22 protein-coding genes are annotated in these 20,766 nt (G+C 70.2%); 17 read left to right on the top strand and 5 right to left on the bottom strand.

Translation table 11 applies throughout. The annotated features are described in order from the left end of the window. Positions 1-5 precede the first annotated feature (5 nt). The 6 genes from K1T34_RS14665 (at position 6) to folK (ending at position 5,713) form a co-directional block, all read left to right on the top strand. Complete coding sequence (locus K1T34_RS14665; RefSeq protein WP_220244812.1) at positions 6-830, top strand: ESX secretion-associated protein EspG; 825 nt, start codon at positions 6-8, stop codon at positions 828-830. Positions 831-1,030: 200 nt separating this feature from the next. Continuing rightward, on the top strand, positions 1,031-3,430 hold the full coding sequence (ftsH, locus tag K1T34_RS14660) for an ATP-dependent zinc metalloprotease FtsH (protein ID WP_220244811.1): 2,400 nt from the start codon (positions 1,031-1,033) through the stop codon (positions 3,428-3,430). Then, positions 3,402-4,028, top strand: coding sequence for a GTP cyclohydrolase I FolE (gene folE / locus K1T34_RS14655; protein WP_220244810.1), 627 nt, complete (start codon positions 3,402-3,404; stop codon positions 4,026-4,028). Before ftsH ends, folE begins: the two co-directional genes overlap by 29 nt. A gap of 35 nt (positions 4,029-4,063) precedes the next feature. Next, entirely contained in the window at positions 4,064-4,870 is an 807-nt protein-coding gene (folP, locus tag K1T34_RS14650) for a dihydropteroate synthase (RefSeq protein ID WP_220247207.1), read from the top strand. Continuing rightward, positions 4,863-5,222 (top strand): dihydroneopterin aldolase, encoded by a 360-nt coding sequence (gene folB / locus K1T34_RS14645; protein WP_220244809.1) that lies wholly within the window; start codon positions 4,863-4,865, stop codon positions 5,220-5,222. The genes folP and folB overlap by 8 nt, the downstream gene beginning before the upstream one ends. Further along, on the top strand, positions 5,219-5,713 hold the full coding sequence (gene folK, locus K1T34_RS14640; protein ID WP_220244808.1) for a 2-amino-4-hydroxy-6-hydroxymethyldihydropteridine diphosphokinase: 495 nt from the start codon (positions 5,219-5,221) through the stop codon (positions 5,711-5,713). Before folB ends, folK begins: the two co-directional genes overlap by 4 nt. A 61-nt stretch (positions 5,714-5,774) precedes the next feature. On the opposite strand, the gene K1T34_RS14635 is transcribed toward folK, so the two are convergent. Continuing rightward, complete coding sequence (locus K1T34_RS14635; RefSeq protein ID WP_220244807.1) at positions 5,775-6,710, bottom strand: MerR family transcriptional regulator; 936 nt, start codon at positions 6,708-6,710, stop codon at positions 5,775-5,777. Positions 6,711-6,771: 61 nt separating this feature from the next. Between K1T34_RS14635 and K1T34_RS14630 the strand changes: the two genes are divergently transcribed. From K1T34_RS14630 to K1T34_RS14600, 7 genes are all read left to right on the top strand, one after another. Then, entirely contained in the window at positions 6,772-7,233 is a 462-nt protein-coding gene (locus K1T34_RS14630; RefSeq protein ID WP_220244806.1) for a DUF3180 domain-containing protein, read from the top strand. Between the two features lie 69 nt (positions 7,234-7,302). Continuing rightward, entirely contained in the window at positions 7,303-9,093 is a 1,791-nt protein-coding gene (locus K1T34_RS14625; protein WP_220244805.1) for a DUF6779 domain-containing protein, read from the top strand. A gap of 511 nt (positions 9,094-9,604) precedes the next feature. Further along, on the top strand, positions 9,605-10,711 hold the full coding sequence (locus K1T34_RS14620; protein ID WP_220247206.1) for a PrsW family intramembrane metalloprotease: 1,107 nt from the start codon (positions 9,605-9,607) through the stop codon (positions 10,709-10,711). 262 nt (positions 10,712-10,973) lie between these two features. Then, entirely contained in the window at positions 10,974-11,876 is a 903-nt protein-coding gene (locus K1T34_RS14615; RefSeq protein WP_220244804.1) for a Rossmann-like and DUF2520 domain-containing protein, read from the top strand. Continuing rightward, entirely contained in the window at positions 11,873-12,781 is a 909-nt protein-coding gene (panC, locus tag K1T34_RS14610; protein ID WP_220244803.1) for a pantoate--beta-alanine ligase, read from the top strand. The genes K1T34_RS14615 and panC overlap by 4 nt, the downstream gene beginning before the upstream one ends. A gap of 12 nt (positions 12,782-12,793) precedes the next feature. After that, on the top strand, positions 12,794-13,288 hold the full coding sequence (gene panD / locus K1T34_RS14605) for an aspartate 1-decarboxylase (protein ID WP_220244802.1): 495 nt from the start codon (positions 12,794-12,796) through the stop codon (positions 13,286-13,288). A gap of 61 nt (positions 13,289-13,349) precedes the next feature. Continuing rightward, a complete protein-coding gene (locus K1T34_RS14600) occupies positions 13,350-14,123 on the top strand; it encodes a type III pantothenate kinase (protein ID WP_220244801.1) in 774 nt (257 codons plus the stop codon). Here K1T34_RS14600 and K1T34_RS14595 read toward each other — a convergent pair. Continuing rightward, positions 14,120-14,863, bottom strand: a complete 744-nt coding sequence (locus K1T34_RS14595) for an SDR family oxidoreductase (RefSeq protein WP_220244800.1) — start codon at positions 14,861-14,863, stop codon at positions 14,120-14,122. The two genes, K1T34_RS14600 and K1T34_RS14595, sit on opposite strands and share 4 nt — an antisense overlap. An 80-nt stretch (positions 14,864-14,943) precedes the next feature. Between K1T34_RS14595 and K1T34_RS14590 the strand changes: the two genes are divergently transcribed. Continuing rightward, the gene (locus tag K1T34_RS14590) at positions 14,944-15,804 is read left to right on the top strand and encodes a sigma-70 family RNA polymerase sigma factor (RefSeq protein ID WP_220244799.1); all 861 of its coding nucleotides are present in this window, start codon (positions 14,944-14,946) and stop codon (positions 15,802-15,804) included. On the opposite strand, the gene K1T34_RS14585 is transcribed toward K1T34_RS14590, so the two are convergent. Next, the gene (locus tag K1T34_RS14585) at positions 15,801-16,115 is read right to left on the bottom strand and encodes a multidrug efflux SMR transporter (protein WP_220244798.1); all 315 of its coding nucleotides are present in this window, start codon (positions 16,113-16,115) and stop codon (positions 15,801-15,803) included. The genes K1T34_RS14590 and K1T34_RS14585 overlap by 4 nt on opposite strands. A gap of 194 nt (positions 16,116-16,309) precedes the next feature. Continuing rightward, positions 16,310-17,074, bottom strand: coding sequence for a class I SAM-dependent methyltransferase (locus K1T34_RS14580; protein WP_255638514.1), 765 nt, complete (start codon positions 17,072-17,074; stop codon positions 16,310-16,312). A 94-nt stretch (positions 17,075-17,168) separates the two neighbouring features. On the opposite strand from K1T34_RS14580, the gene lysS reads away from it, so the two are divergent. Further along, a complete protein-coding gene (gene lysS, locus K1T34_RS14575; RefSeq protein ID WP_220244796.1) occupies positions 17,169-18,677 on the top strand; it encodes a lysine--tRNA ligase in 1,509 nt (502 codons plus the stop codon). A 151-nt stretch (positions 18,678-18,828) separates the two neighbouring features. After that, complete coding sequence (locus K1T34_RS14570; RefSeq protein ID WP_220244795.1) at positions 18,829-19,182, top strand: Lsr2 family protein; 354 nt, start codon at positions 18,829-18,831, stop codon at positions 19,180-19,182. Positions 19,183-19,311: 129 nt separating this feature from the next. Here K1T34_RS14570 and K1T34_RS14565 read toward each other — a convergent pair whose 3' ends face one another. After that, positions 19,312-20,127, bottom strand: a complete 816-nt coding sequence (locus K1T34_RS14565) for an AraC family transcriptional regulator (RefSeq protein WP_220244794.1) — start codon at positions 20,125-20,127, stop codon at positions 19,312-19,314. A 168-nt stretch (positions 20,128-20,295) separates the two neighbouring features. On the opposite strand from K1T34_RS14565, the gene K1T34_RS14560 reads away from it, so the two are divergent. Next, the gene (locus tag K1T34_RS14560; protein WP_370643693.1) at positions 20,296-20,763 is read left to right on the top strand and encodes a TIGR03086 family metal-binding protein; all 468 of its coding nucleotides are present in this window, start codon (positions 20,296-20,298) and stop codon (positions 20,761-20,763) included. Positions 20,764-20,766: the final 3 nt, after the last annotated feature.

The following is a 20,766-nucleotide window of genomic DNA, read 5'->3' as shown; positions in this document are numbered from 1 at the left end:
ACCGCATGCACCAAGAGTTCTTCTCGCCGTTGGCGTTCGACTTCCTCTGGGAGTCCGCGGGACTCGGCGAGCTGCCCTACCCGCTGCGCGTGCGCTCGCACGGTGCCACTGAAGACGAACGCGTTTCGCTGCGGCACCGGGTCGACGTCGAGCTCAAGGCGCGGGGCGTCCGTGACGCCCGAGGCCGCCTCGAACCGCCCGTGGACGAGTGGCTGAACCTGCTCGCCCGCGCGCCGATCACGCTCGACGCGCTGCACATCCCCGAGTTCCAGGCCCACCCCGTCGCGCTGCTCGCCGCGGGTGACGGGCGGGCCGCCGGCGTGGTGGCCATCCAGGACGCCGACGGCATCTGGCTGCGCGAGACCCCCGCCGACGGCCTGGTCTCCACGATCGTCGACCTGCTGCCCGGCGGCCGCCGCGGCAGCGAGGCATCCGTCACACTCCCGCTGGACGAGGCGTTGCACACACGCCCGATCCGCGTGCCCGTCGCGGCCGGCGGCCTCGGCGCGGCGGAGGAGAAGGGGCGACGGGCGAAGCGCCAGTCGCTGAGCGAGCGCGCGACGGTCGACCCGCGCGAGACGTACGCGCTCATCTCCGGCCAGCCGCGGCTGCGCGGCGGTCAGCTGGCCGCGAACAGCCGTACCCAGCTCGGAGCCCGGCAGCGGTCCCGCGTGCTGGGCTGGTTCGACACCGCCACGGGCCGTTACCTCAGCCTGTCGCGAGCGGGATCCGACGGCCGCGAATGGGTGACGGTGGCGCCCGCGGACCCGATGACGCTGCGCACGCGACTCGGTGAGATGGTGGCTTCAGTGGCCGCCGACACACGCTAGGGTGACGCGAACCGGCACCATCCGGGAACCCTCGTGCTGTATCGCCCGTTGACCTGCGTGAGGCTCACAAGGGTCGATCGTCCGGACGGGCGGTACCCTGGTGGGACTGGCCCGGGCACCACGGGTTGTCAAGATCGTGATGGCGGGTATCACAGGAGCCGCCCAACCAGGGAGGGTCGAGGCCGCAAGGGCCGAGTCGTATGAACCGGAAGAGCGTGCTCAGGAACCCACTGCTGTGGATCGTCGCAGGGTTGCTGGCGTTGTTCGCCTACAACACGATCTTCGACAGCGATCGTGGCTACACCCAGGCTCCGATCTCCGTGGCGAACGCACAGATCAATGCGCACCACGTCAAGGAAGCCAGCATCGAGGACAAGGAACAGCAGGTCAAGCTGTCCTTGACTCAGAAGATCGACGTCAACGGCACCCAGACTGACCAGATCGTCGCGCAGTACCCGGCGAACGCGGCTCAGGAGATCTACAACGAGCTCAACTCCGCGACGCTCGACAAGCAGCCGATCAAGTTCGACACCAAGGTGACGCAGCAGAGCATCCTGACGCAGATCCTCATCTTCGCCATCCCGCTGGCCCTCGTGCTGGGCCTGCTCATGTGGATGATGAACAACGCGCAGGGCGGCGGCAATCGCGTCCTCAACTTCGGCAAGTCCAAGGCCAAGCAGCTGAACAAGGACATGCCGAAGACCACGTTCGGTGACGTGGCGGGCGCGGACGAAGCCGTCGAAGAGCTGTACGAGATCAAGGACTTCCTGCAGAACCCGGCGCGCTACCAGGCACTCGGAGCGAAGATCCCCAAGGGCGTGCTGCTCTACGGGCCGCCCGGTACCGGTAAGACGCTGCTCGCGCGAGCCGTCGCCGGTGAAGCGGGCGTGCCGTTCTACACGATCTCCGGTTCCGACTTCGTCGAGATGTTCGTCGGTGTGGGCGCGTCCCGTGTCCGCGACCTGTTCGAGCAGGCCAAGCAGAACGCGCCGTGCATCATCTTCGTCGACGAGATCGACGCGGTGGGCCGTCAGCGCGGTGCCGGCCTCGGCGGCGGGCACGACGAGCGCGAGCAGACGCTGAACCAGCTCCTCGTCGAGATGGACGGCTTCGACGCCCGCGGCGGCATCATCCTGATCGCGGCCACCAACCGGCCCGACATCCTCGACCCGGCGCTGCTGCGCCCGGGCCGGTTCGACCGCCAGATCCCCGTGTCGGCGCCGGACCTGCGCGGCCGCAAGGCGATCCTCGATGTGCACTCCAAGGGCAAGCCGATCGCGCAGGGCGTGGATCTGACCGGCCTCGCCAAGCGCACCGTCGGCATGTCGGGTGCGGACCTGGCCAACGTGCTGAACGAAGCCGCGTTGCTCACCGCCCGCAAGAACGGGCACGTGATCGGCGAAGTCGAGCTCGAAGAGTCGGTCGACCGTGTGGTCGGCGGGCCGGCGCGCAAGAGCCGGATCATCTCCGAGAAGGAGAAGAAGATCACGGCCTACCACGAGGGCGGGCACGCGCTCGCCGCGTGGGCGATGCCGGACATCGAGCCCGTGTACAAGCTCACGATCCTCCCGCGCGGGCGCACCGGCGGCCACGCCCTGCTCGTGCCGGAGGACGACAAGCAGCTGATGACCCGGTCGGAGATGATCGGCCGCCTGGTGTTCGCGATGGGTGGCCGCACGGCGGAGGAGCTCGTGTTCCACGAGCCCACCACCGGTGCCTCCTCCGACATCGAGCAGGCCACGAAGATCGCCCGCTCCATGGTCACCGAGTACGGCATGAGCGCGCGGCTCGGCGCCGTGAAGTACGGCCAGGAGCAGGGTGACCCGTTCCTTGGCCGCTCCGCGGGCCGGCAGGCCGACTACTCGCTCGAGGTGGCGCACGAGATCGACGAGGAGGTGCGCAAGCTCATCGAGACGGCGCACACCGAGGCGTGGCACGTGCTCAACACCTACCGCGACGTGCTCGACAACCTGGTGCTGGAGCTGCTCGAGAAGGAGACGCTGCAGCGCAAGGACCTCGAGCGGATCTTCGCGACCGTCGAGAAGCGCCCGCACATCACCGTCTTCAACGAGTTCGGGGAGCGCACCCCGTCGGACAAGCCGCCCATCAAGACCCCGGGCGAGCTGGCGATGGAACGCGGCGAGCCGTGGCCCCCGCCGGAGAAGGAGAAGCCGGTCCTGCAGCCGGAGCCGACGCCTGTCGGCACCGCCGCGGGCGCGGGTGACCTCCCCGGTGGGCCGCCGTACGCACCGCCGACGCCGCCCGACCCGAACGCCAACCCGTACGCTCCGCCGCCCAACGGCGGCCGTCCGAACGGTGGGCCGAACGGCACGGGTCGCTGGCCCCAGTCGTATGGTGGTCAGCAGCCGGGCGGTCCGGCAGGCGGCTACTACCCGGGTGGCCCGAGCGGTACGCAGAGCGGTCCGCCCAACTACGGGGCGCCTCCGGGCTGGACCCCGGCGACATCCCCGGGCAGCCAGCCTTGGCGCCCAGCCGAAGACCGTCCGCGTGAGCAGGGCTGGTTCGCCGACGGCGCGAACGGCCAGCAGCCGGACGAGGGGCAGCAGCGGCGTGACGTGGACGGACCAGACAAGCACTAGCAACGACGGCCTCCGCCCGGTCCCGGTCTTCGACCAGGACCGGGCGGAGCGTGCTGTCCGGGAACTCCTGCTGGCCTGCGGCGAGAACCCCGACCGCGACGGCCTGCGTGACACGCCGGCCCGCGTGGCCCGCGCGTACCGCGAGATGTTCGGCGGGCTGTACACCGATCCAGACGAAGTGCTCGCGAAGACGTTCGATGAAGCGCACGAGGAGCTCGTGCTCGTCACTGACATCCCGATGTACTCGAACTGTGAACACCACCTGCTGCCGTTCCACGGCGTCGCCCACGTCGGGTACATCCCGAACGCCAACGGCAAGGTCACCGGGCTGTCCAAGCTCGCCCGGCTCGTCGATCTCTACGCGAAGCGGCCGCAGGTCCAGGAACGGCTGACGTCGCAGGTCGCCGACGCGCTGGATCGCAAGCTGGAGCCGCGCGGCGTCATCGTGGTGATGGAGGCCGAGCACCTCTGCATGTCGATGCGCGGCATCCGCAAGCCGGGTTCGCTGACGGTGACGTCGGCGGTGCGAGGGCTGATGCGGACGTCGGCGACGTCGCGCGCGGAGGCGATCGAGCTGATCAAGGGGCGGCGCCCGTGATCTCGGGCCTGCCCCGGCCCGGGCGGTGCGCCGTGATGGGCGTGCTGAACGTGACGCCCGATTCGTTCTCCGACGGCGGCCGCTACCTCGACCTCGACCAGGCGCTCGAGCACGCCCGCGACATGTGGGCGCGCGGCGCGGACCTGATCGACGTCGGTGGCGAGTCGACGCGGCCGGGGGCGTTGCGCGTGGACGCGGAGACCGAGGCCGCGCGGGTGCTGCCGGTGATCCGGCAGCTGGCGTCCGAAGGTGTCGCGCTGTCCGTGGACACGACGCGTGCTTCCGTCGCGGAGGCGGCCGTCGAGGCGGGGGCGCGGGTGATCAACGACGTGTCCGGCGGGCTCGCCGACGCGAACATGGGACGCGTCGCCGCGCAGTGCCGCGTGCCGTGGGTGCTGATGCACTGGCGGGGGCACAGCAAGGACATGACCAAGCTCGCGACGTACAACGACGTCGTGGCCGAGGTGCGCAGCGAGCTTCAGTCCAGAGTGGACGATGCGCTCGCCGCCGGCGTCGACGAAAGCGCGATCGTGCTCGACCCGGGGCTCGGGTTCGCGAAGCACGCCGAGCACGACTGGGCGCTGCTGCACGGCCTGGATTCAGTACTGTCACTGGGTTTCCCGGTGCTCGTCGGGGCTTCGCGCAAACGGTTCCTCGGGCGGCTGCTGGCCGAAAAGGACGGTGAGCCGCGGCCGCCGGACGGGCGCGAGAACGCCACCGCCGCGATTTCCGCGCTGGCCGCCGCGGCCGGGGCGTGGGGAGTGCGCGTGCACGAGGTGGGCGCGTCGCTCGACGCGGTCGCCGTCGCGGCCGCGTGGCGGAAGGGGCGGGCCGATGGCTGATCGCATCACGTTGACGGGGCTGCGGGTGTTTGGCCGCCACGGCGTGTTCGAGCACGAGAAGCGCGACGGGCAGGAGTTCGTCGTCGACGTCACCGCGTGGCTGGACCTCGGGCCGGCCGCCGCGTCCGACGACCTGACCAAGACGCTGCACTACGGCGAGCTCGCCGAGTTGGCCGCCGGGATCGTGGCGGGCGAGCCGTACGACCTCATCGAGAGCGTCGCGGGCAAGATCGCCGACGAGGTCATGCGCGACTCGCGGCTGAGCGCCGTCGAGGTCACGGTGCACAAGCCGGCGGCGCCGATCCCGCTGACGTTCGACGACGTCGCGGTCACCGTCCGGCGCGAGCGGTGAGCCGCGCCGTCCTCTCGCTCGGCTCCAACCTCGGCGACCGGCTGGCCTACCTGCGCATCGCGCTGGACACCGTCGGGCCGGCGCTGGTGTCCGTGTCGAGCGTGTACGAGACGAAGCCGTGGGGCGTCGAAGACCAGCCCGACTTCCTCAACGCCGTGTGCGTCGTCGACGACCCCGCGCGCGACCACTGGGCCTGGCTCGCCACGGCCCAGGCCGCGGAACAGGCGGCCGGCCGCGTCCGCGAGCTGCGCTGGGGCCCGCGGACCCTCGACGTCGACGTGGTGACCGTCGACGCCGTGAAGTCCGACGACCCGCGCCTGCTCCTGCCGCACCCGGGTACGCCGGACCGCGCGAGCGTGCTGATCCCATGGTTGGAAATCGAGCCGGATGCGGTGTTGCCGCTCCACGGTCCCGTCGCGGATCTCTTGCGGGCTCGGCCGGAGGACGACAAAGCGGGTGTCGTCCTCCGGCCGGACCTGCGGCTTCGGTGACTCGGCGCCGTTCGCCCGCCGTTCACCGATTCGGCGGTAACGCACTCACTCAGGTACGCACTCAGCTACGCAGCGTCGCCAGCATGAAGCCGACCTCGGGCTGGGCGCTCGGGATCGGCGGCCAGCCGTTGATGATCGCCAGTAGCTGCCAGTAACGCTCGGCCCGGGGATCGCCGCCGGAGGCGAACTTGTCGGCCAGGGCGCGGCGGAACGCGGGGTCCGCCGGGTCGTCGTCCGGGCCGGCCGAGGCGACGGCGATGGTTGTGGCCAAGGCGCGGCCCTCCGGTGAGTCCGCGCCCAGACCCGCGTCGAGGGCGGCGCGGGCGTCCGCGGACCAGGCGAACCAGTTGTCGCGCTGGGCTTGCGTGACCTCGGTCGACGCACCGGCGTCGCGGTCGGCCGCGTGGCGTTCGCTCATGCCGCGGATCAGGCGCCGGAACTCCGGGTCCTGCACGAGCTCGGCGAACTCCAGCCAGGCCTCCAGCTGCTCGGGCGACGGGTCGTCCGGCAGCTCGGGCTTGGCCGAGCCCATGCGGTCGTAGAACTCGGGGTCCACGGCGAGGCCCTTGGTCATCTCGGCCCAGAACTCGTCGACGAGACGCTTGCGCTCTTCGTCGGACATCTGTGCGAGGCGGTTCATCAGCTTCACTTCCTCCAGTTCGGAATCGCGTTTCGCCACCGCCCGCAGCACGGCCCGGCGCAGCCGGAGCCTGCGGATCTGCTCGTCGAGGGCCTCGACGTGGCGCACGGCCAGGTCGCGCACCGACGACTCGCGCTCGAGGGCGCGAGCGACGTCGGCGAGGCCGAGCCCCAGCTCACGCAGCGTCCGCACCAGCTCCAGCCGTGCGAGCGCGTGCGCGTCGTACAGCCGGTAGCCGGCGTCGGTGCGCTCCGTGGGCGGGAGCAGGCCCTCGTCGGAGTAGAAGCGGATGGTCTTGACCGGCAGTCCCGTCCGCCGGGACAGCTCGCCGATCGTGAAGACCGCGGTGGCACCCACACGACGCATGGTGGAGTCTCCAGTCACTGGAGGGTCAAGGCTTCTCGGTACGGTAGACCCCATGCACTTCACCCGGCCCCGTGAGCTGGTGGTGGCCGCGGTCCTCGGCCTTGTCCTGGTCTACGTCGTCTTTCAGCTCGCCTACGGTGATCTGCCCCGACTCCCGACGCTGGCAGGAGTCACGTTCGCAGTACTCGCTGTGATCGAGGCGATCATGGCTTACACGATCAGGTCGAGAATCAAGGCCGGACGGGTGACGGCCTCGATCGGCATTGCACGCTCAGTAGCGCTCGCGAAGGCGTCTTCGTTGGCCGGATCCTTCATGACAGGGGGTTGGCTGGCGGCGTTCGCGTATGTTTTTCCCCGACGTGACGAACTCGTCGCCAGCGTCTTCGACACCCGTGCCGCGGTGGTCGGTGCGGTGTGCTCCGCGATGCTCGTAGCTGCGGCTTTGTGGCTCGAGCACTCCTGCCGGACCCCTCCCGGCGACGAGCGCCAGGACAATCGTCCGACGACCGGTTAACGACCAGATCCTGCCGCTCGAAGTACCGACTAGGTCTCGTTCGGGTCACTAGAAGGTACGGTGTCTGTCATGACCGGCGTGGGTGACGACTCGCGCGGCCGCCTTCTGGGTAGGCCGTGGCTCGTCGTCGGATTCGTCCTCGCCATCGGAGCCACTCTCGCACTGGTGCTCAGCGACGACCTCCGGTTCCTCCGGTTGGGAATCGTCGCAGCCCTTTGGGCCGCCTTGATCGGCGCCTTCCTCGCCGTGAGGTATCGCAAGCACGCGGCGCACAGCGAGGACGCGGTCGCCGAGGCGCAGGCGGTATACGAACTGGAACTGGAACGCGAGATCGCGGCTCGGCGTGAGTACGAGCTGGAGATCGAAGCCGAGACGAGGGAGACCGCGGAGGTCAAGTCGCGCGAAGAGCTCGATGCGTTGCGCGCCGAAGTGTCGGCGCTGCGCGAGAGCCTGCAGTCGCTGTTCGGTGGCGAGGTGCTGCTGGAACGCGTCGCGCTCACCGCGCAGGCCACGCGCATGCGCTCGCTCAACGACGACCAGCGGCTCGTGTCGGCAGGCTCGGAGTCGAAGAACGGCAACGGCAAGAAGCCCGCGCAGCTGATGGCGCCGAAGAACCCTGTGGTCGAGGTCAGCAACGACCGGCCCACCGAGCTGATGGACCGCGTGCTCGACACCCCTGGCACCGACCGGCGGCGCAAGCCCGCCAACGGCTCGGGCCAGCCGGGTCAGCACGGTCCCGGTCAGGGCCAGGGGCCGAACGGCAAACCGCCCGCTGCGCTGAACACCCAGCGCACGCAGCAGCTCGCGCGGCCGAAGCAGAACCGGCCGAAGCCGGCTCCGCAGCCGTCGTCCCAACCCGAGCCCGAGTCGGCCGCCGCGCGCGCCGTGAAGGCCGCCGAGCTGCGCGCCGAAGCCGCGCGTCGCCAGGCGGCCGCGGCCGAGTCGCAGCCGACGCGCACCGTCGCGCCGGTCTCGAAGCCCGAGTCGCTCGAGGAAACGCGCCAGGTGCCGCGGGCCGAGGTTTCGCGCCCGGGCATGCGCCAGGTGGAGCCGCCCGTGTCGCGCGCTGAGGTGTCGCGGCCGGACTTGCGTCGCGTCGAGCCGCCGGTGTCGCGCGCCGAGGCGTCGCGACCGGACCTGCGACGTGTCGAACCCCCGGTCTCGCACGCCGAGGTGTCCCGGCCCGACCTGCCCCGCGTGAGCCGCCAGGACCAGCCGACCGGCGAGTCCACGGGCACGTGGAAGCCGGCGTGGGACGCGTCCGCCGACTTCGGCGAGCGCCGTCGCCCCTCCGGCGACACCCCGCCGAATCCCCGCGAAGCCACCGCTTCACGCACCGACCTCCCGCCCGTGGCGGAAACTCCGGAGCCGTCGCACGCGGAACCGGGCCAGCGCAAGCCTTCGCGCCTGGAGCAGTTCTCGCGTGCGGACCTGTCGCCCCTGGCCGACTCCGCGCCGTCGACGAGGCACGGGGCTCACTCGAACTCGGGCGACGAACCCGAGGAGCCGGTCAACCCGACCTTGCCGGAGTCGGTCCGCAGCAGCGCCGCCAAGATCTCCGGCGGTCGCCGCCGCCGCTCCGACGACGAGCCGGCCGAAACGCCCGGCAGCGGCCGTCGCCGTCGCCCGGACGGCGAGCGCCCCGCGTGGGAAGGCGTGGTCAACGAGCGGGCTTCGCAGAGCCGCCGCAACCTGCCCCCCGTGGAGGCCCCGGAGGACACCCCCTCCCGCGGCCGCCGCGCCGCCGACGCCGCTCCCGCGAGTGGCTCCCACACGGCGGGCCGGTCGGTCACGGAACTCCTGGCCGCCAATGGCGCTGCGGAATCAGCGCCGCGGCGTCGTCGTCGCGCAGAGGACTGAACGTCCCGGAAAGCCCCGGCTCAGCATGATTGGGCCGGGGCTTTTCGCTGTGTACCAGCCTTCCGCAGGCCTCACGCCGCCGCGCAGTCTTTGCTGACGAAACCTCGGTCGCGCAGCGCCGGGAAGCGCGGCGGCTGTGGCCGGAACCGGAGAGCGCGGTCGTCGGTTCGAGCCGGATTCGTCGCGGCGCGAGAAGCCAAACCTCGGCCGCGCAGTGGCTTCGAACCCGGGGAGCCGCTCGCAGCAGCCGTGGCCGGAGCCGGTGAACGCGGGTGCGGGCCGAGCCGGATTCGGTGCTCGTGGCCCCGTCGGCCGGAAACATCCGGCCGCCGCGAGATGAGCGGCGACACCCGCACAGCCGTTGCCCACCCAGGAAAAACCGCGGCCGCGAAGAGCCACAGCCAGCACCACACACCTCACCCCCGTATGGTGACCGCTCGTGAACGGAACCCTCCCCACCACGAAGGGCTCAGCGGCGAGACCCGGTGCTCGCCTTCCGCGTCGGGTCACGGTGTTGTTGCCCGTGGTCGGGTTGATCGTCGTGGCGTTGTGTGGCCTGTTCCTGTTCGGGCTGGCCACGGCGCGCGTCGGCGTGGGGGCGGTGTCCATCGGGGTGCTGGCGGCGCTCGTGCCGGTCGCGGTGGTGGTCGCGGGGTTCCTGTGGGTGGACCGGTGGGAGCCGGAGCCCGCGAAGTTGCTGTTGCTGGCTTTCGCGTGGGGCGCGTGCATCGCGACGATCACCGCGCTGGTCATCAACAGCGGCGCCGAGGCCGTGGGCGACATCCTGCTCGGCAGTGGCAACGGCTCCAAGGTGAGCGCGCTCGTCTCCGCTCCGCTGGTGGAAGAAGCGGCGAAGGACGCCTTCGTGCTGCTCATCTTCTGGCGCCGCAGCGCGGAGTTCGACGGGGTGGTCGACGGGATCGTCTACGCGGGCTTCTCGGCGGCCGGCTTCGCGTTCACCGAGAACATCTACTACTTCGGCCGCGCGTTCGCCGAGTACGGCTTCGGCAACGGCGCCAACGCCGGCGTGCTCGCCGCGTTCTTCCTGCGCGGGGTGCTGTCGCCGTTCACGCACCCGTTGTTCGCTGTGATGGCGGGCATCGGTTTCGGGGTGGCGGCACGCACGCGGCAGCGGTGGCTGCGGGTCGTCGCGCCGCTGACCGGGTACCTCGCGGGCGTCTGCCTCCACGCGCTGTGGAACAGCGCGGCCACGCTCGGCGGCTCGAAGGCGTTCCTCACCGTGTACTTCCTGATCATGGTGCCGCTGTTCATCGGCGTGGTCTACGTGATCGTGCTGCAACGGCGGCGCGAACAACGCATCGTGGCGGCCGCGTTGCCGAAGATGGTGGCCGACCGGTGGATCGCGAAGTCCGAGGTCAGCCTGCTGGCGAGTCTCCCGGGGCGCCGCGCGTGGCGCAGACAGGCCAGACGCGAGTCCGGCAGAGCGGCGGCGCGGGCGGTCGGGGTGTACCAGGCGAGCGTTTCGGAGCTCGCGTTCCTGGGGCGCAACAGCATCCGCAGTGAAGAGGACCAGCAGCGTCAGGAAGAGCTGCTGCGCACCCTCAAAACTGCGCGGGCCGACGCCGTGCGCCTCGCCACCGCGGGCGAGCCGCGATGATCGTCATCCCCCTCGCGGGGTAGCTCGATCGAGCCGAAAAACCCGTGCTCAGCGGGGGTGTGGCGGCCCTCCGCCACGCAGATCCCCGAGACGCGATTAAATTACCTCCGCGATTGAACGACCGGGTGAAGCTCGTCACCAGAGCTCCGCCATCCGGACGCGACGGGGCTACTCTCGCGCCGTCGTCTGGTACCCGCGACGGAAGAGCGGGACTGGAACGAGCCAAGGAGTTTCGAGCCATGAGCGTCCACAGGCGCACGCCATGAACCGACCGGCCCGCCTCGCGGTGGGCGTGGTCTCGGCCGGCCGGGTGGGCAGCGTCCTCGGCGCCGCACTGGCCAGGGCCGGGCACACGGTGGTCGCCGCCTCCGGCCTGTCGGCCGAGTCGCTGGCGCGGGCCGAACGCCTGCTGCCCGACGTCCCCCTGCTGCCGCCCGACGAGGTCGTCCGCCGCGCCGACCTGGTGCTGCTCGCGCTGCCCGACGACGCCCTCGAGGGCATGGTCCGGGGGCTCGTGGCGACGGAGTCGCTGCGGCCGGGCCAGATCGTCGTCCACACCTCCGGTGCCCACGGAGTCGACGTCCTGAAGCCCGCCGCGCAGGCCGGCGCGCTGGCGCTCGCGCTGCACCCCGTGCTCACGTTCACCGGCCGCGCCGAGGACCTCGAACGCCTCAGCACCGCCAGCATCGGCGTCACCGCGGCGCCCGACGACGAGGTGGCCTGGAACGTCGGCGAGGCGCTGGCTGTGGAGATGGGCACCGAGCCGGTGCGCATCCCCGAGGCCGCCCGCGCGCTCTACCACGCGGCGCTCTCGCACGGCGCCAACCACCTGATGACGCTCGTCGCCGACTGCACGGAGATGCTCCGTGAAGCCGGAATCGGGCATTCGGAACGACTCGTCGCACCACTGCTGTCGGCCGCATTGGATAATGTGCTGCGCCACGGCGACCGCGCCCTCACCGGCCCGGTGGCGCGTGGTGATCTCGGCACCGTCCGCAAGCACCTCACCGTGCTCTCGGACTCGGCGCCGGCGATCGCCCCGGCCTACCGGGCACTGGCCCGGCGCACGGCCGAGCGGTCCCGCGCCGCCGGCCTGCTCGACGCGGCGACCGCCGCCGAGCTGACCGACCTCCTCGACGACCCCGCCGAAGGGCAGACCCCGTGACCACACCGAAGTTCAAGCGCGCCACGCTCAACGCGTACCAGCCGCCCGAGCACATCAGCCAGGTGACGCGCGCGCTGCGCAGCGTCGGCCACAAGGTGGCGCTCGTGCCCACGATGGGCGCGTTGCACGCCGGCCACCGCGAGCTGATGCGCCGCGCGAAGCGCCTGCCGAACACAATCGTGGCCGCGTCGATCTTCGTGAACCCGCTGCAGTTCGGCGCGGGCGAGGATTTCGAGGCGTACCCGCGGCGCATGGAGGAGGACCTCGCGACGCTGGGCGAAGCCGGCGTCGAGCTGGCCTTCACGCCGAAGGCGAGCGACCTGTACACCGAGAACGCGATGGTCACCGTGCACCCCGGCCCGCTCGGCGACGAGCTGGAAGGCGCCGTGCGGCCCGGGCACTTCACCGGGGTGCTCACCGTCGTCGCGAAGCTGTTCAACCTGCTGCGCCCGGACTACGCGTTCTTCGGGGAGAAGGACTACCAGCAGCTGGTGCTGATCAAGAAGATGGTGGCCGACCTGAACATCGACACCCGCGTGATCGGGGTGCCGACGGTCCGCGAGCGCGACGGGCTCGCACTGTCTTCTCGCAACGCGTACCTCACGCCGGAGCAGCGGGAGGACGCCGTGGTGCTTTCCGCGGCGCTGACCGCGGGGGCGCACGTCGGCCGCGACGGGGCCGAAGCGGTGCTGGACCTGGCTCGCCGGACGCTCGCCGAGCGTCCGCAGGTGGAGGTGGACTACCTGGAGCTGAGGGGAACCGATCTCGGGCCGGCGCCCGTCGACGGTGAGGCACGGTTGTTGATCGCCGCCCGGGTGGGGAGCACCCGGCTGATCGACAACGTGGGAGTGCTGCTCGGACGGGCTGTGGACCATCCGAGTGTGGATCTGGACGCAGGGGAATAGGGAGAGTCCACGATGTACCGCACGATGCTGAAGTCGAAGATCCACCGGGCCACCGTGACGCAGGCGGATCTGCACTACGTGGGGTCCGTGACCGTAGACGAGGACCTGATGGAGGCCGCCGACCTCCTGCCGGGCGAACAGGTGTCCATTGTGGACGTCACGAACGGGGCCCGGCTCGAGACCTACGTGATCAAGGGCGAGCGGGGCAGCGGCGTGCTCGGCATCAACGGCGCCGCGGCGCACCTGGTGCACCCCGGTGACCTTGTCATCCTCATCTCCTACGGCCAGATGGACAGCGTGGAGGCGCTGAACTACGAGCCGCGGGTGATCTTCGTCGACGAGGACAACCAGATCGTCGAACGCGGAACCGACCCGGCCCACGCGCCGGAAGGGTCGGGGCTGCTGAGCGGCACCGTCACGCTGCCCGAGGAGGACACGATCGCCTTTCCCGTGGCCGAAACCGCGGACGCGCGCCGCCTCGACGCGTTGCTGCACGCGGAAAGCTAAGTCATTGCTGTGATCCACTGAGTCGGCGGCGAGACCGGGGCCGCAGTAAAGGAAGTCCGCGTTGCTGCTCACCGTCGACGTCGGCAACACCAACATCGTCCTCGGCCTGTACGAGGGGCAGCGGCTCGTCGGCGACTGGCGCATGCGCACCGACGCGCGCATGACCGCCGACGAGCTCGCGCTCACCATGCGCGGCTTGCTCGGCCCGAACGCTGACGCGATCACCGGCATCAGCGCACTGTCCACAGTGCCCGCCGTGCTGCGCGAATTGCGGGTGATGCTGGGGCGTTACTACTCGCGGCTGCCGAAGATCGTGGTGGAGCCCGGCGTGCGCACGGGCGTGCCGCTGCTGGTGGACAACCCCAAGGAGGTGGGCGCCGACCGGCTCGTGAACACCCTCGCCGCCCACCACCTGCACGCCACCGCGTGCGTGGTGGTCGACTTCGGCACGTCCACGAACGTCGACGCCATCTCCGCCAAGGGCGAGTTCCTCGGCGGCGCGTTCGCCCCCGGCATCGACATCTCCGTGGACGCGCTCGCCGCCCGCGCCGCCGCGTTGCGCAAGGTGGAGCTCGTGCCGCCGCGGTCGGTCATCGGCAAGAACACCGTGGAATGTCTGCAGTCCGGCATCCTCTACGGCTTCGCGGGCCAGGTCGACGGCCTCGTCAAACGCATCGTGCGTGAGCTGCGCAGCGAGGAAACCGAGCCGGTCGCGGTGATCGCGACCGGCGGCCTCGCGCCGTTGGTGATCGGCGAATCGGAGACGATCAAGGAACACGTCCCCGATTTGACGTTGCTGGGCTTGCGGTTGGTTTATGAACGCAACGTGCGCTAGATCTTCGCCAGGAATTCCTCCCACGTGCGGGTGCCGGTTTCCGCGTCGAGGTTGAGGTTGTCGCCCGCGCGGTAGGCGCGGCCGGCCTTGCCCGGCAGGCGGACGGGCAGCTTGGGGCGGCGCTTTCCGTTGGCCCGCAAGTAATCCTCGACGAGCTCGCGCATGGCGTAGACCTTCGGGCCCGCCAGGTCGGGGACGCGGCCGGCGGGCGCGGCGAGGGTCAGTTCGGCGAGGCGAGCCGCGACGTCGTGGGCGTCCACCGGCTGGAACCGCATGCCGCCCGGCACGGGGACGAGGGGCAGTTTCGCGGCGGCGCGCACGGCGTCGAGGCAGAAGCCGTGGAACTGGGCGGCGCGCAAGATCGTCCACGGCAGACCCGAGGCGATCACGGTCTTCTCCGCCTCGAACTTGCGCGTGAAGTAGCCCAGCGGCACGCGGTCCGCGGCGATCACCGAGATGAGCACGAAGTGGCCCACCCCCACGCGCTTGGCGGCTTTCACCAGGTTCGCGGTGGCCACGTCGTCGCCTTTGGGCCCGCCGGCCAGGTGCAGCACCACGTCCACGCCGTCGACCGCGGCTTCGAGGCCTTCGCCGCTGAGCAGGTCGCAGGCGAAGTACTCGATGCCGTCGGCGGGTTCGTGGGCGTGCCGGCTCAGGACGCGCAGCTTCGCGTCCCGCAGCAGCGGGGTGACGAGAGTGCCGAGCGTGCCGGTGCCGCCGGTGACGAGGATCGTGCTCATCGGGTTCCTCCGTTCCGGTCACGTGACCGGGATTGTCGGTGTCTACTTCGGTGAACCCGCGCGACGGAGGAATGTGACACGTGGACGAAAAGGCCCGGTTGGCGCAGCAGTTCGAGGAGAACCGCCCGCGGCTGCGTGGCGTCGCGTACCGCATGCTGGGCTCGCTGAGCGAGGCCGAGGACGCCGTGCAGGAAGCGTGGCTGCGGCTCGACGGCGTCGACTCGGCCGAGATCGAGAGCCTGCCCGCCTGGCTCACCACGGTCGTCTCGCGCCAGTGCCTCAACCAGCTGCGCACGCGCGAACGCCGGCGTGAGGACTCGCTCGACGCCCAGGTCTTCGAGCGAGGCGACGACTTCGACCTCGAGGCAGAAGCGCAGCTCGCCGACTCGGTGGGGCTCGCGTTGCTGGTCGTGCTCGACTCGCTGGGCCCGGCCGAGCGCATCGCGTTCGTGCTGCACGACATGTTCGCGGTGCCGTTCGAGGACATCGCCACGATGCTCGATCGTACGCCCGCCGCCGTGCGCCAGCTGGCCAGCCGCGCCCGGCGCCGGGTCCGGGGCGAGCAGCCGGCTGCCGACGTCCCTCGCAGCCGCCGGGCCGTCGAGGCCTATCTGGCGGCCGCGCGCAGCGGCGACTTCGAGGCGCTGCTGCAGCTGCTCGACCCCGACGTGGTGCTGCAGGCCGACGCCGCCGTTTCGGGAGCTCCGGCGCCCGTGGTGCTGCGCGGGGTCCGCAGCGTGAGCAAGGGCGCGCTGCTCGCTTCGGAACGCGCGCGGGGCACGCAGGTGGCGCTGGTCGACGGCTCTCCCGCGCTCGTGCTCGCGCCGCGCGGCCGCCTGGAGGTCGTGCTCACGTTCACCTTCGACGGCGACCGCATCACGGCCATCGACGTGATCGGCGACCCCGAGCGCCTCCGCGCGTTGGAGATTTCAGTTTTCTAGTGCAGCACCTTCAACCCCACGACCCCGGCGACGATCAGCACCAGGCACGCGATGCGGCCGATCGTCGCGGGGTCGTGGAGGGCGAAGATGCCGTAGACGGCGGTCCCCACGGCACCGATGCCGACCCACACCGCGTAACCGGTGCCGAGGGGAATGCTGCGCAGCGCGTACGCGAGACCACCCATGCTGGCGATGAGGGCGACGAGGAAGACCACCGTCGGCCACAGTTTCGTGAAGCCCTTGGTGGCCGACAGCGCGGCCGCCCAGACGGTCTCCAGGACGCCGGCGAAGACGAGAACAACCCAAGCCATGATCAGAACCTTTCGCAGTGATGAATTCACTGCGCCGTCTTGTCCTGACCGGGTACGACGCGGTGTCTTCGGCCCCGGCTCCGCCGGGGCGTGCGAGATCGCCTTTGAGCCGGCTCCTTCCCTCCCGACATGATCGGCCCCGGGGGGCCGACCACATCGGGACGGAAGAAACCGGCGCGATCTCGCGTCGTGGGTCAGCTCTTGCGGGCGCGGAACACCGTCGTCACCAGGGGGTAGTCGAACTCGCCCGCGCCCGCCTCCGGCACCGACAGCAGGTGTTCGCGCGCGGCCGCCAGCGCCGCGTCGCGTTCGGCCGGATCGGCGACGATCAGGTTCGAGTGCGTGCCGACGGTCGCGAGCAGCGAGTCGATCGTGCGGCGGTGCGTGTGCGGGAACTCGTGGTCCTCGAACGGCTCGAAGCCGGCTGCCGACAGGCGCTCGTTCTCGTCGCGGAACAGGCGGCTCACGCCCGTGCGCACGAGCCTCGAGAACTCGACCACCCACTCCACCGTCGCGTCGTCGTGGTTCCACAGCGCCACGACGACCCCTCCCGGGCGCAGCACGCGGCGGATTTCCGCGAACGCGGGCTCGAGATCGAACCAGTGCAGCGCCTGTCCGATGAACACCGCGTCGACGGACTCGTCGGCCAGCGGGATGTCCTCGGCCTTGCCCATGAGCGCCGTCGTGTCCGGCAGCAGCTTGGAAAGCTGGGCGAGCATGCCCTCGTCGGGCTCGACCGCGGTCACGGTGAGGCCGAGGTCGACCAGCCCCTGCGTGAGCTTTCCGGTGCCGGCGGCGAGGTCGAGCACGTCGCGCGCGTCGTGCGCGGCGCCGGCGAGCCCCCATTCCACGGCGGCCTGCGGGTAGTCGGGCCGGTGCTCGGCGTAGGCGGCGGCGTGGCCGCCGAACGACGAGGCGCGGCGGGCGTGGAGTTCCTGGTCATATGTGGGATCGGTCACGAGAACCGAGACTAATACGGGAAAAGGCAGCGCCGGTGCCTCGAAGGGTAATCCGGTTGGCGTCGCCGACCAGCGGGTTCGTACGCTATGGGCCATGACCGAATTCCCCGCGCCCGACGCGCTGCCCGAAGACGACCTGCCCGAACAGATGCGGGTGCGCCGGGACAAGCGCGACCGGATAATCGCGGAGGGTGTCGATCCTTACCCCGTTGAGGTTCCCCGCACTCACTCGCTCGCCGAGATCCGGGCCGCGCACACAGATCTCGCACCCGACACCGCCACTGGTCAGACGGTCGGCGTCACCGGCCGGGTGATGTTTCTGCGCAATACGGGCAAACTGTGTTTCGCCACTCTTCGTGAGGGCGACGGCACGGAACTGCAGGCGATGCTCAGCCTCGCGAAGGTCGGTGAGGGGTCGCTCGCGTCGTGGAAGAGCGATGTCGATCTCGGTGACCACGTATTCGTCGCCGGCGAGGTGATCACTTCCAAGCGCGGTGAGCTTTCCGTGATGGCCGACAAGTGGCAGCTCACATCGAAGGCTCTGCGGCCGCTGCCCAACACGCACTCCGACCTCGCCGAGGAAACGCGAATCCGGCAGCGTTATGTCGACTTGATTCTGCGCGATCGGGCCCGCGATGTGGTGCGCACTCGCGCCGGCGTGGTGCGTTCGCTGCGCGAGTCGTTCCACCGCCGCGGATTCACCGAGGTCGAGACGCCGATGCTGCAGACGCTGCACGGCGGCGCCGCGGCCAGGCCATTCGTCACGCATTCGAATGCGTTCGACCTCGAGCTGTACCTGCGCATCGCGCCGGAGCTCTACCTCAAGCGCTGCGTGGTCGGCGGGATCGAGAAGGTTTTCGAGATCAACCGCAACTTCCGCAACGAGGGCAGCGACTCCTCGCACTCGCCCGAGTTCGCGATGCTGGAGTACTACGAGGCCTACGCCACGTACGACACGAATGCCGTGATGACCCGCGAACTCATCCAGGAGGCCGCGGAGAACGTGCTGGGCACCCAGGTCGTCACCCTCGTCGACGGAACGGAGTACGACCTTTCCGGCGAATGGACGACACTCGGCATGTACGAGTCGCTGTCGGAGGCATTGGGTGAAGAAGTGTCACCCGAGACTCCCGCCGAGCGGTTGCACAAGATCGCCCAGGCGCGCGAGATCGAGGTGGACCCGAAGCTCACCCACGGCAAACTTGTCGAAGAACTGTGGGAACACCTCGTGGGCGACGATCTCACCGCGCCCACATTTGTGCGTGATTTTCCGCTCGAGACATCCCCTCTGACCAGGCAGCACCGCAGCCGGGCCGGGGTCGCGGAGAAGTGGGACCTCTACGTGCGCGGTTTCGAACTCGCCACGGGTTACTCCGAGCTGGTGGATCCGGTCGTGGAGCGGGAGCGCCTCACCGAACAGTCCCTCCTGGCGGCACAGGGTGATAGCGAGGCCATGCGTCTCGACGAGGATTTCCTTCGCGCCCTGGAGTACGGAATGCCGCCGAGCGGCGGTGTCGGAATGGGAGTCGACCGGCTGCTCATGGCTCTGACCGGTCTCGGTATCCGGGAGACGATCCTCTTCCCCCTCGTGCGGCCTGAATAACCCCACCCGACGGTAGGAACCGGCGGGGTTTATCTCAAACGAGATTTGCACGCCGGGGGATGAGCGGGTATTAATGTGAGTGACAAAGACTTCTGTCCCGGGGCTCGCCCCGTAACCAGATCATTCGCGTAAGCCCCGCAGGAGGAATCAGATGGCACAGAAGGTGCTCGTCTCCCTGGTCGATGACCTCGACGGCAGTGAGGCCGAAGAGACCGTCGAGTTCGGTTTGGACGGTGTGACCTACCAGATCGACCTCTCCTCGGAAAACGCCGAAGAGCTGCGCGACGCACTGGCCCAGTACGTGGAGCACGCCCGCCGCGCCGGCGGCCGCAAGCGTGCCGCGCTGCGCCCGATCGCTGGTGCGAAGGCCTCGGCCCGCCCGGCCACGGTCGACCGCGAGCAGAACCAGGCCATTCGCGCCTGGGCGCGCAAGAACGGTTTCGCGGTTTCCGACCGGGGCCGGATCCCGTCGGAGGTCGTGGAGGCCTACCACCAGAAGAACTGAGGGGCACAACGAGGAGGCGGCCGCCGGATTGATTCCGGCGGCCGTTTTGCTTGTCCGGTTTCTGTCCGGTCGGATTGACCCCGGGGCGTTCGGCGACTTCAGCGGCTTGTGTTCACCGCGGCGGAGTGTTCAAGAACGCTCGTTCTGCACCGGGACGGCTCGGCGAGCCGACCGGGCGAACTCGCCGGGCGAGGATCCGGTCACCGCCCGGAAATCGCGGGTGAAGTGAGGTTGATCGCTATAGCCGAGCCGGGCGGCGAGGTCCGTCAAATCGGGACTGTCGGCGTCGGCGAGGTTGCGCGCGGCGTCGTTCAGGCGGTATATCCGGATCGCCCACTTGGGCGTGCAGCCGACGTGTTCCGCGAACAGCCGCTGAAGTGCACGTGCGGACAAGCCGGCGCTCGCGGCGAGTTGATCGACGCGCGTGATTTCCGGATCCCCCGCGATTGTTTCCACCGCCGCGGCGGCCGTCCGCGCGGCGGGTGGAAGAGCCGAGTGCTTTGCGATCAGCAAGTTGTCGACTGCAGCGATCATTTCCTGATCGCCACTCGCATTTCGCGCCGATTCGGCCGCTTCGGTGCCGCCGCGGCCGAAGACGTCCTCCAGCGGTACGGATCGGTCCGTGAGGATCCGCACGGGCGCGCCGAGGAATGGGCGGAAGCACCCCGGCCGGAACCGCACGCCGAGGCCGTGTGCGCGGCCCTCGAGCCGGTGCGTGAACAGGGTGTGGCCGGGGCCGTAGACGCCGCACGCGCCGGGGAAGAAGGTCACGTGCACCGCGATGTTGGGCAGCACGTGCTGGTCGTGGAAGCCGTCGAGGTCCCAGTGCAGCACCCAGTGGTAGTCGACGAACTCGGTGAGCGCGGGCGCCGGCGCGTGACGGGCGAGCGTGAACTTCGTGCGGGCCACGTGCTCGTCGACGATGCCGCGCGGGATCCGGCGCATGCGCTTCACGCTAGTGCGTCGCGTACGTTCAAGACGGCCGTCACCCGCCGTGCTTGGCTTCGCGGATGACCGACCACTCAGCCCTGCTGCGCCCGGCCGCGGCCGAGTTCCTGCGCGTGGCGGCCGCCGCGAAACCGCTCACGGCGCCCACCCCGTACCGGCTACGACGTGCGCGGCCTGCTCAACCACCTCCTCTACTGGGGTCCCTGGCTCGCTGCTGCCGGCCGGCGCGAGACGTACACGGCAACCGGCACAGAAGCCGACGCCGTCCTCGTCGGCGAAGACTGGCTCGCAACACTGGGGAAGCAGACCGAAGACCTCGTTGACGCCTTCGCGCCCGCAGCCGCGTGGGAAGGCCTGGTGACGCTCGGCTCGGCCACGATGCCCGCGGCCGTCGTCGGCGACATGGTGCTCGGCGAGTTCGTGATCCACGGCTGGGACCTCGCCCGCGCGGCCGGCACGCCGCTGAACTGCACCGACGAGGCCGCGGAAGCCGTGCGGGCGTCCGCCGTCGCCATGGGCGAGCAGGCACGGGCGATGGGCGTCTACGGCCCCGAGGTACCGGTTCCGGCCGAGGCTCCGGCGCTGAGCCGCGCGCTGGGCGCTTCGGGCCGCAACCCGGCCAGGCGTGTGTGACCT

Origin of the sequence: Amycolatopsis sp. DSM 110486, from assembly GCF_019468465.1 — a bacterium.
GTDB lineage: Bacteria > Actinomycetota > Actinomycetes > Mycobacteriales > Pseudonocardiaceae > Amycolatopsis.
The sequence above is the reverse complement of the archived record's forward strand: the minus strand, read 5'-3'. Positions and strand labels throughout refer to the sequence as shown.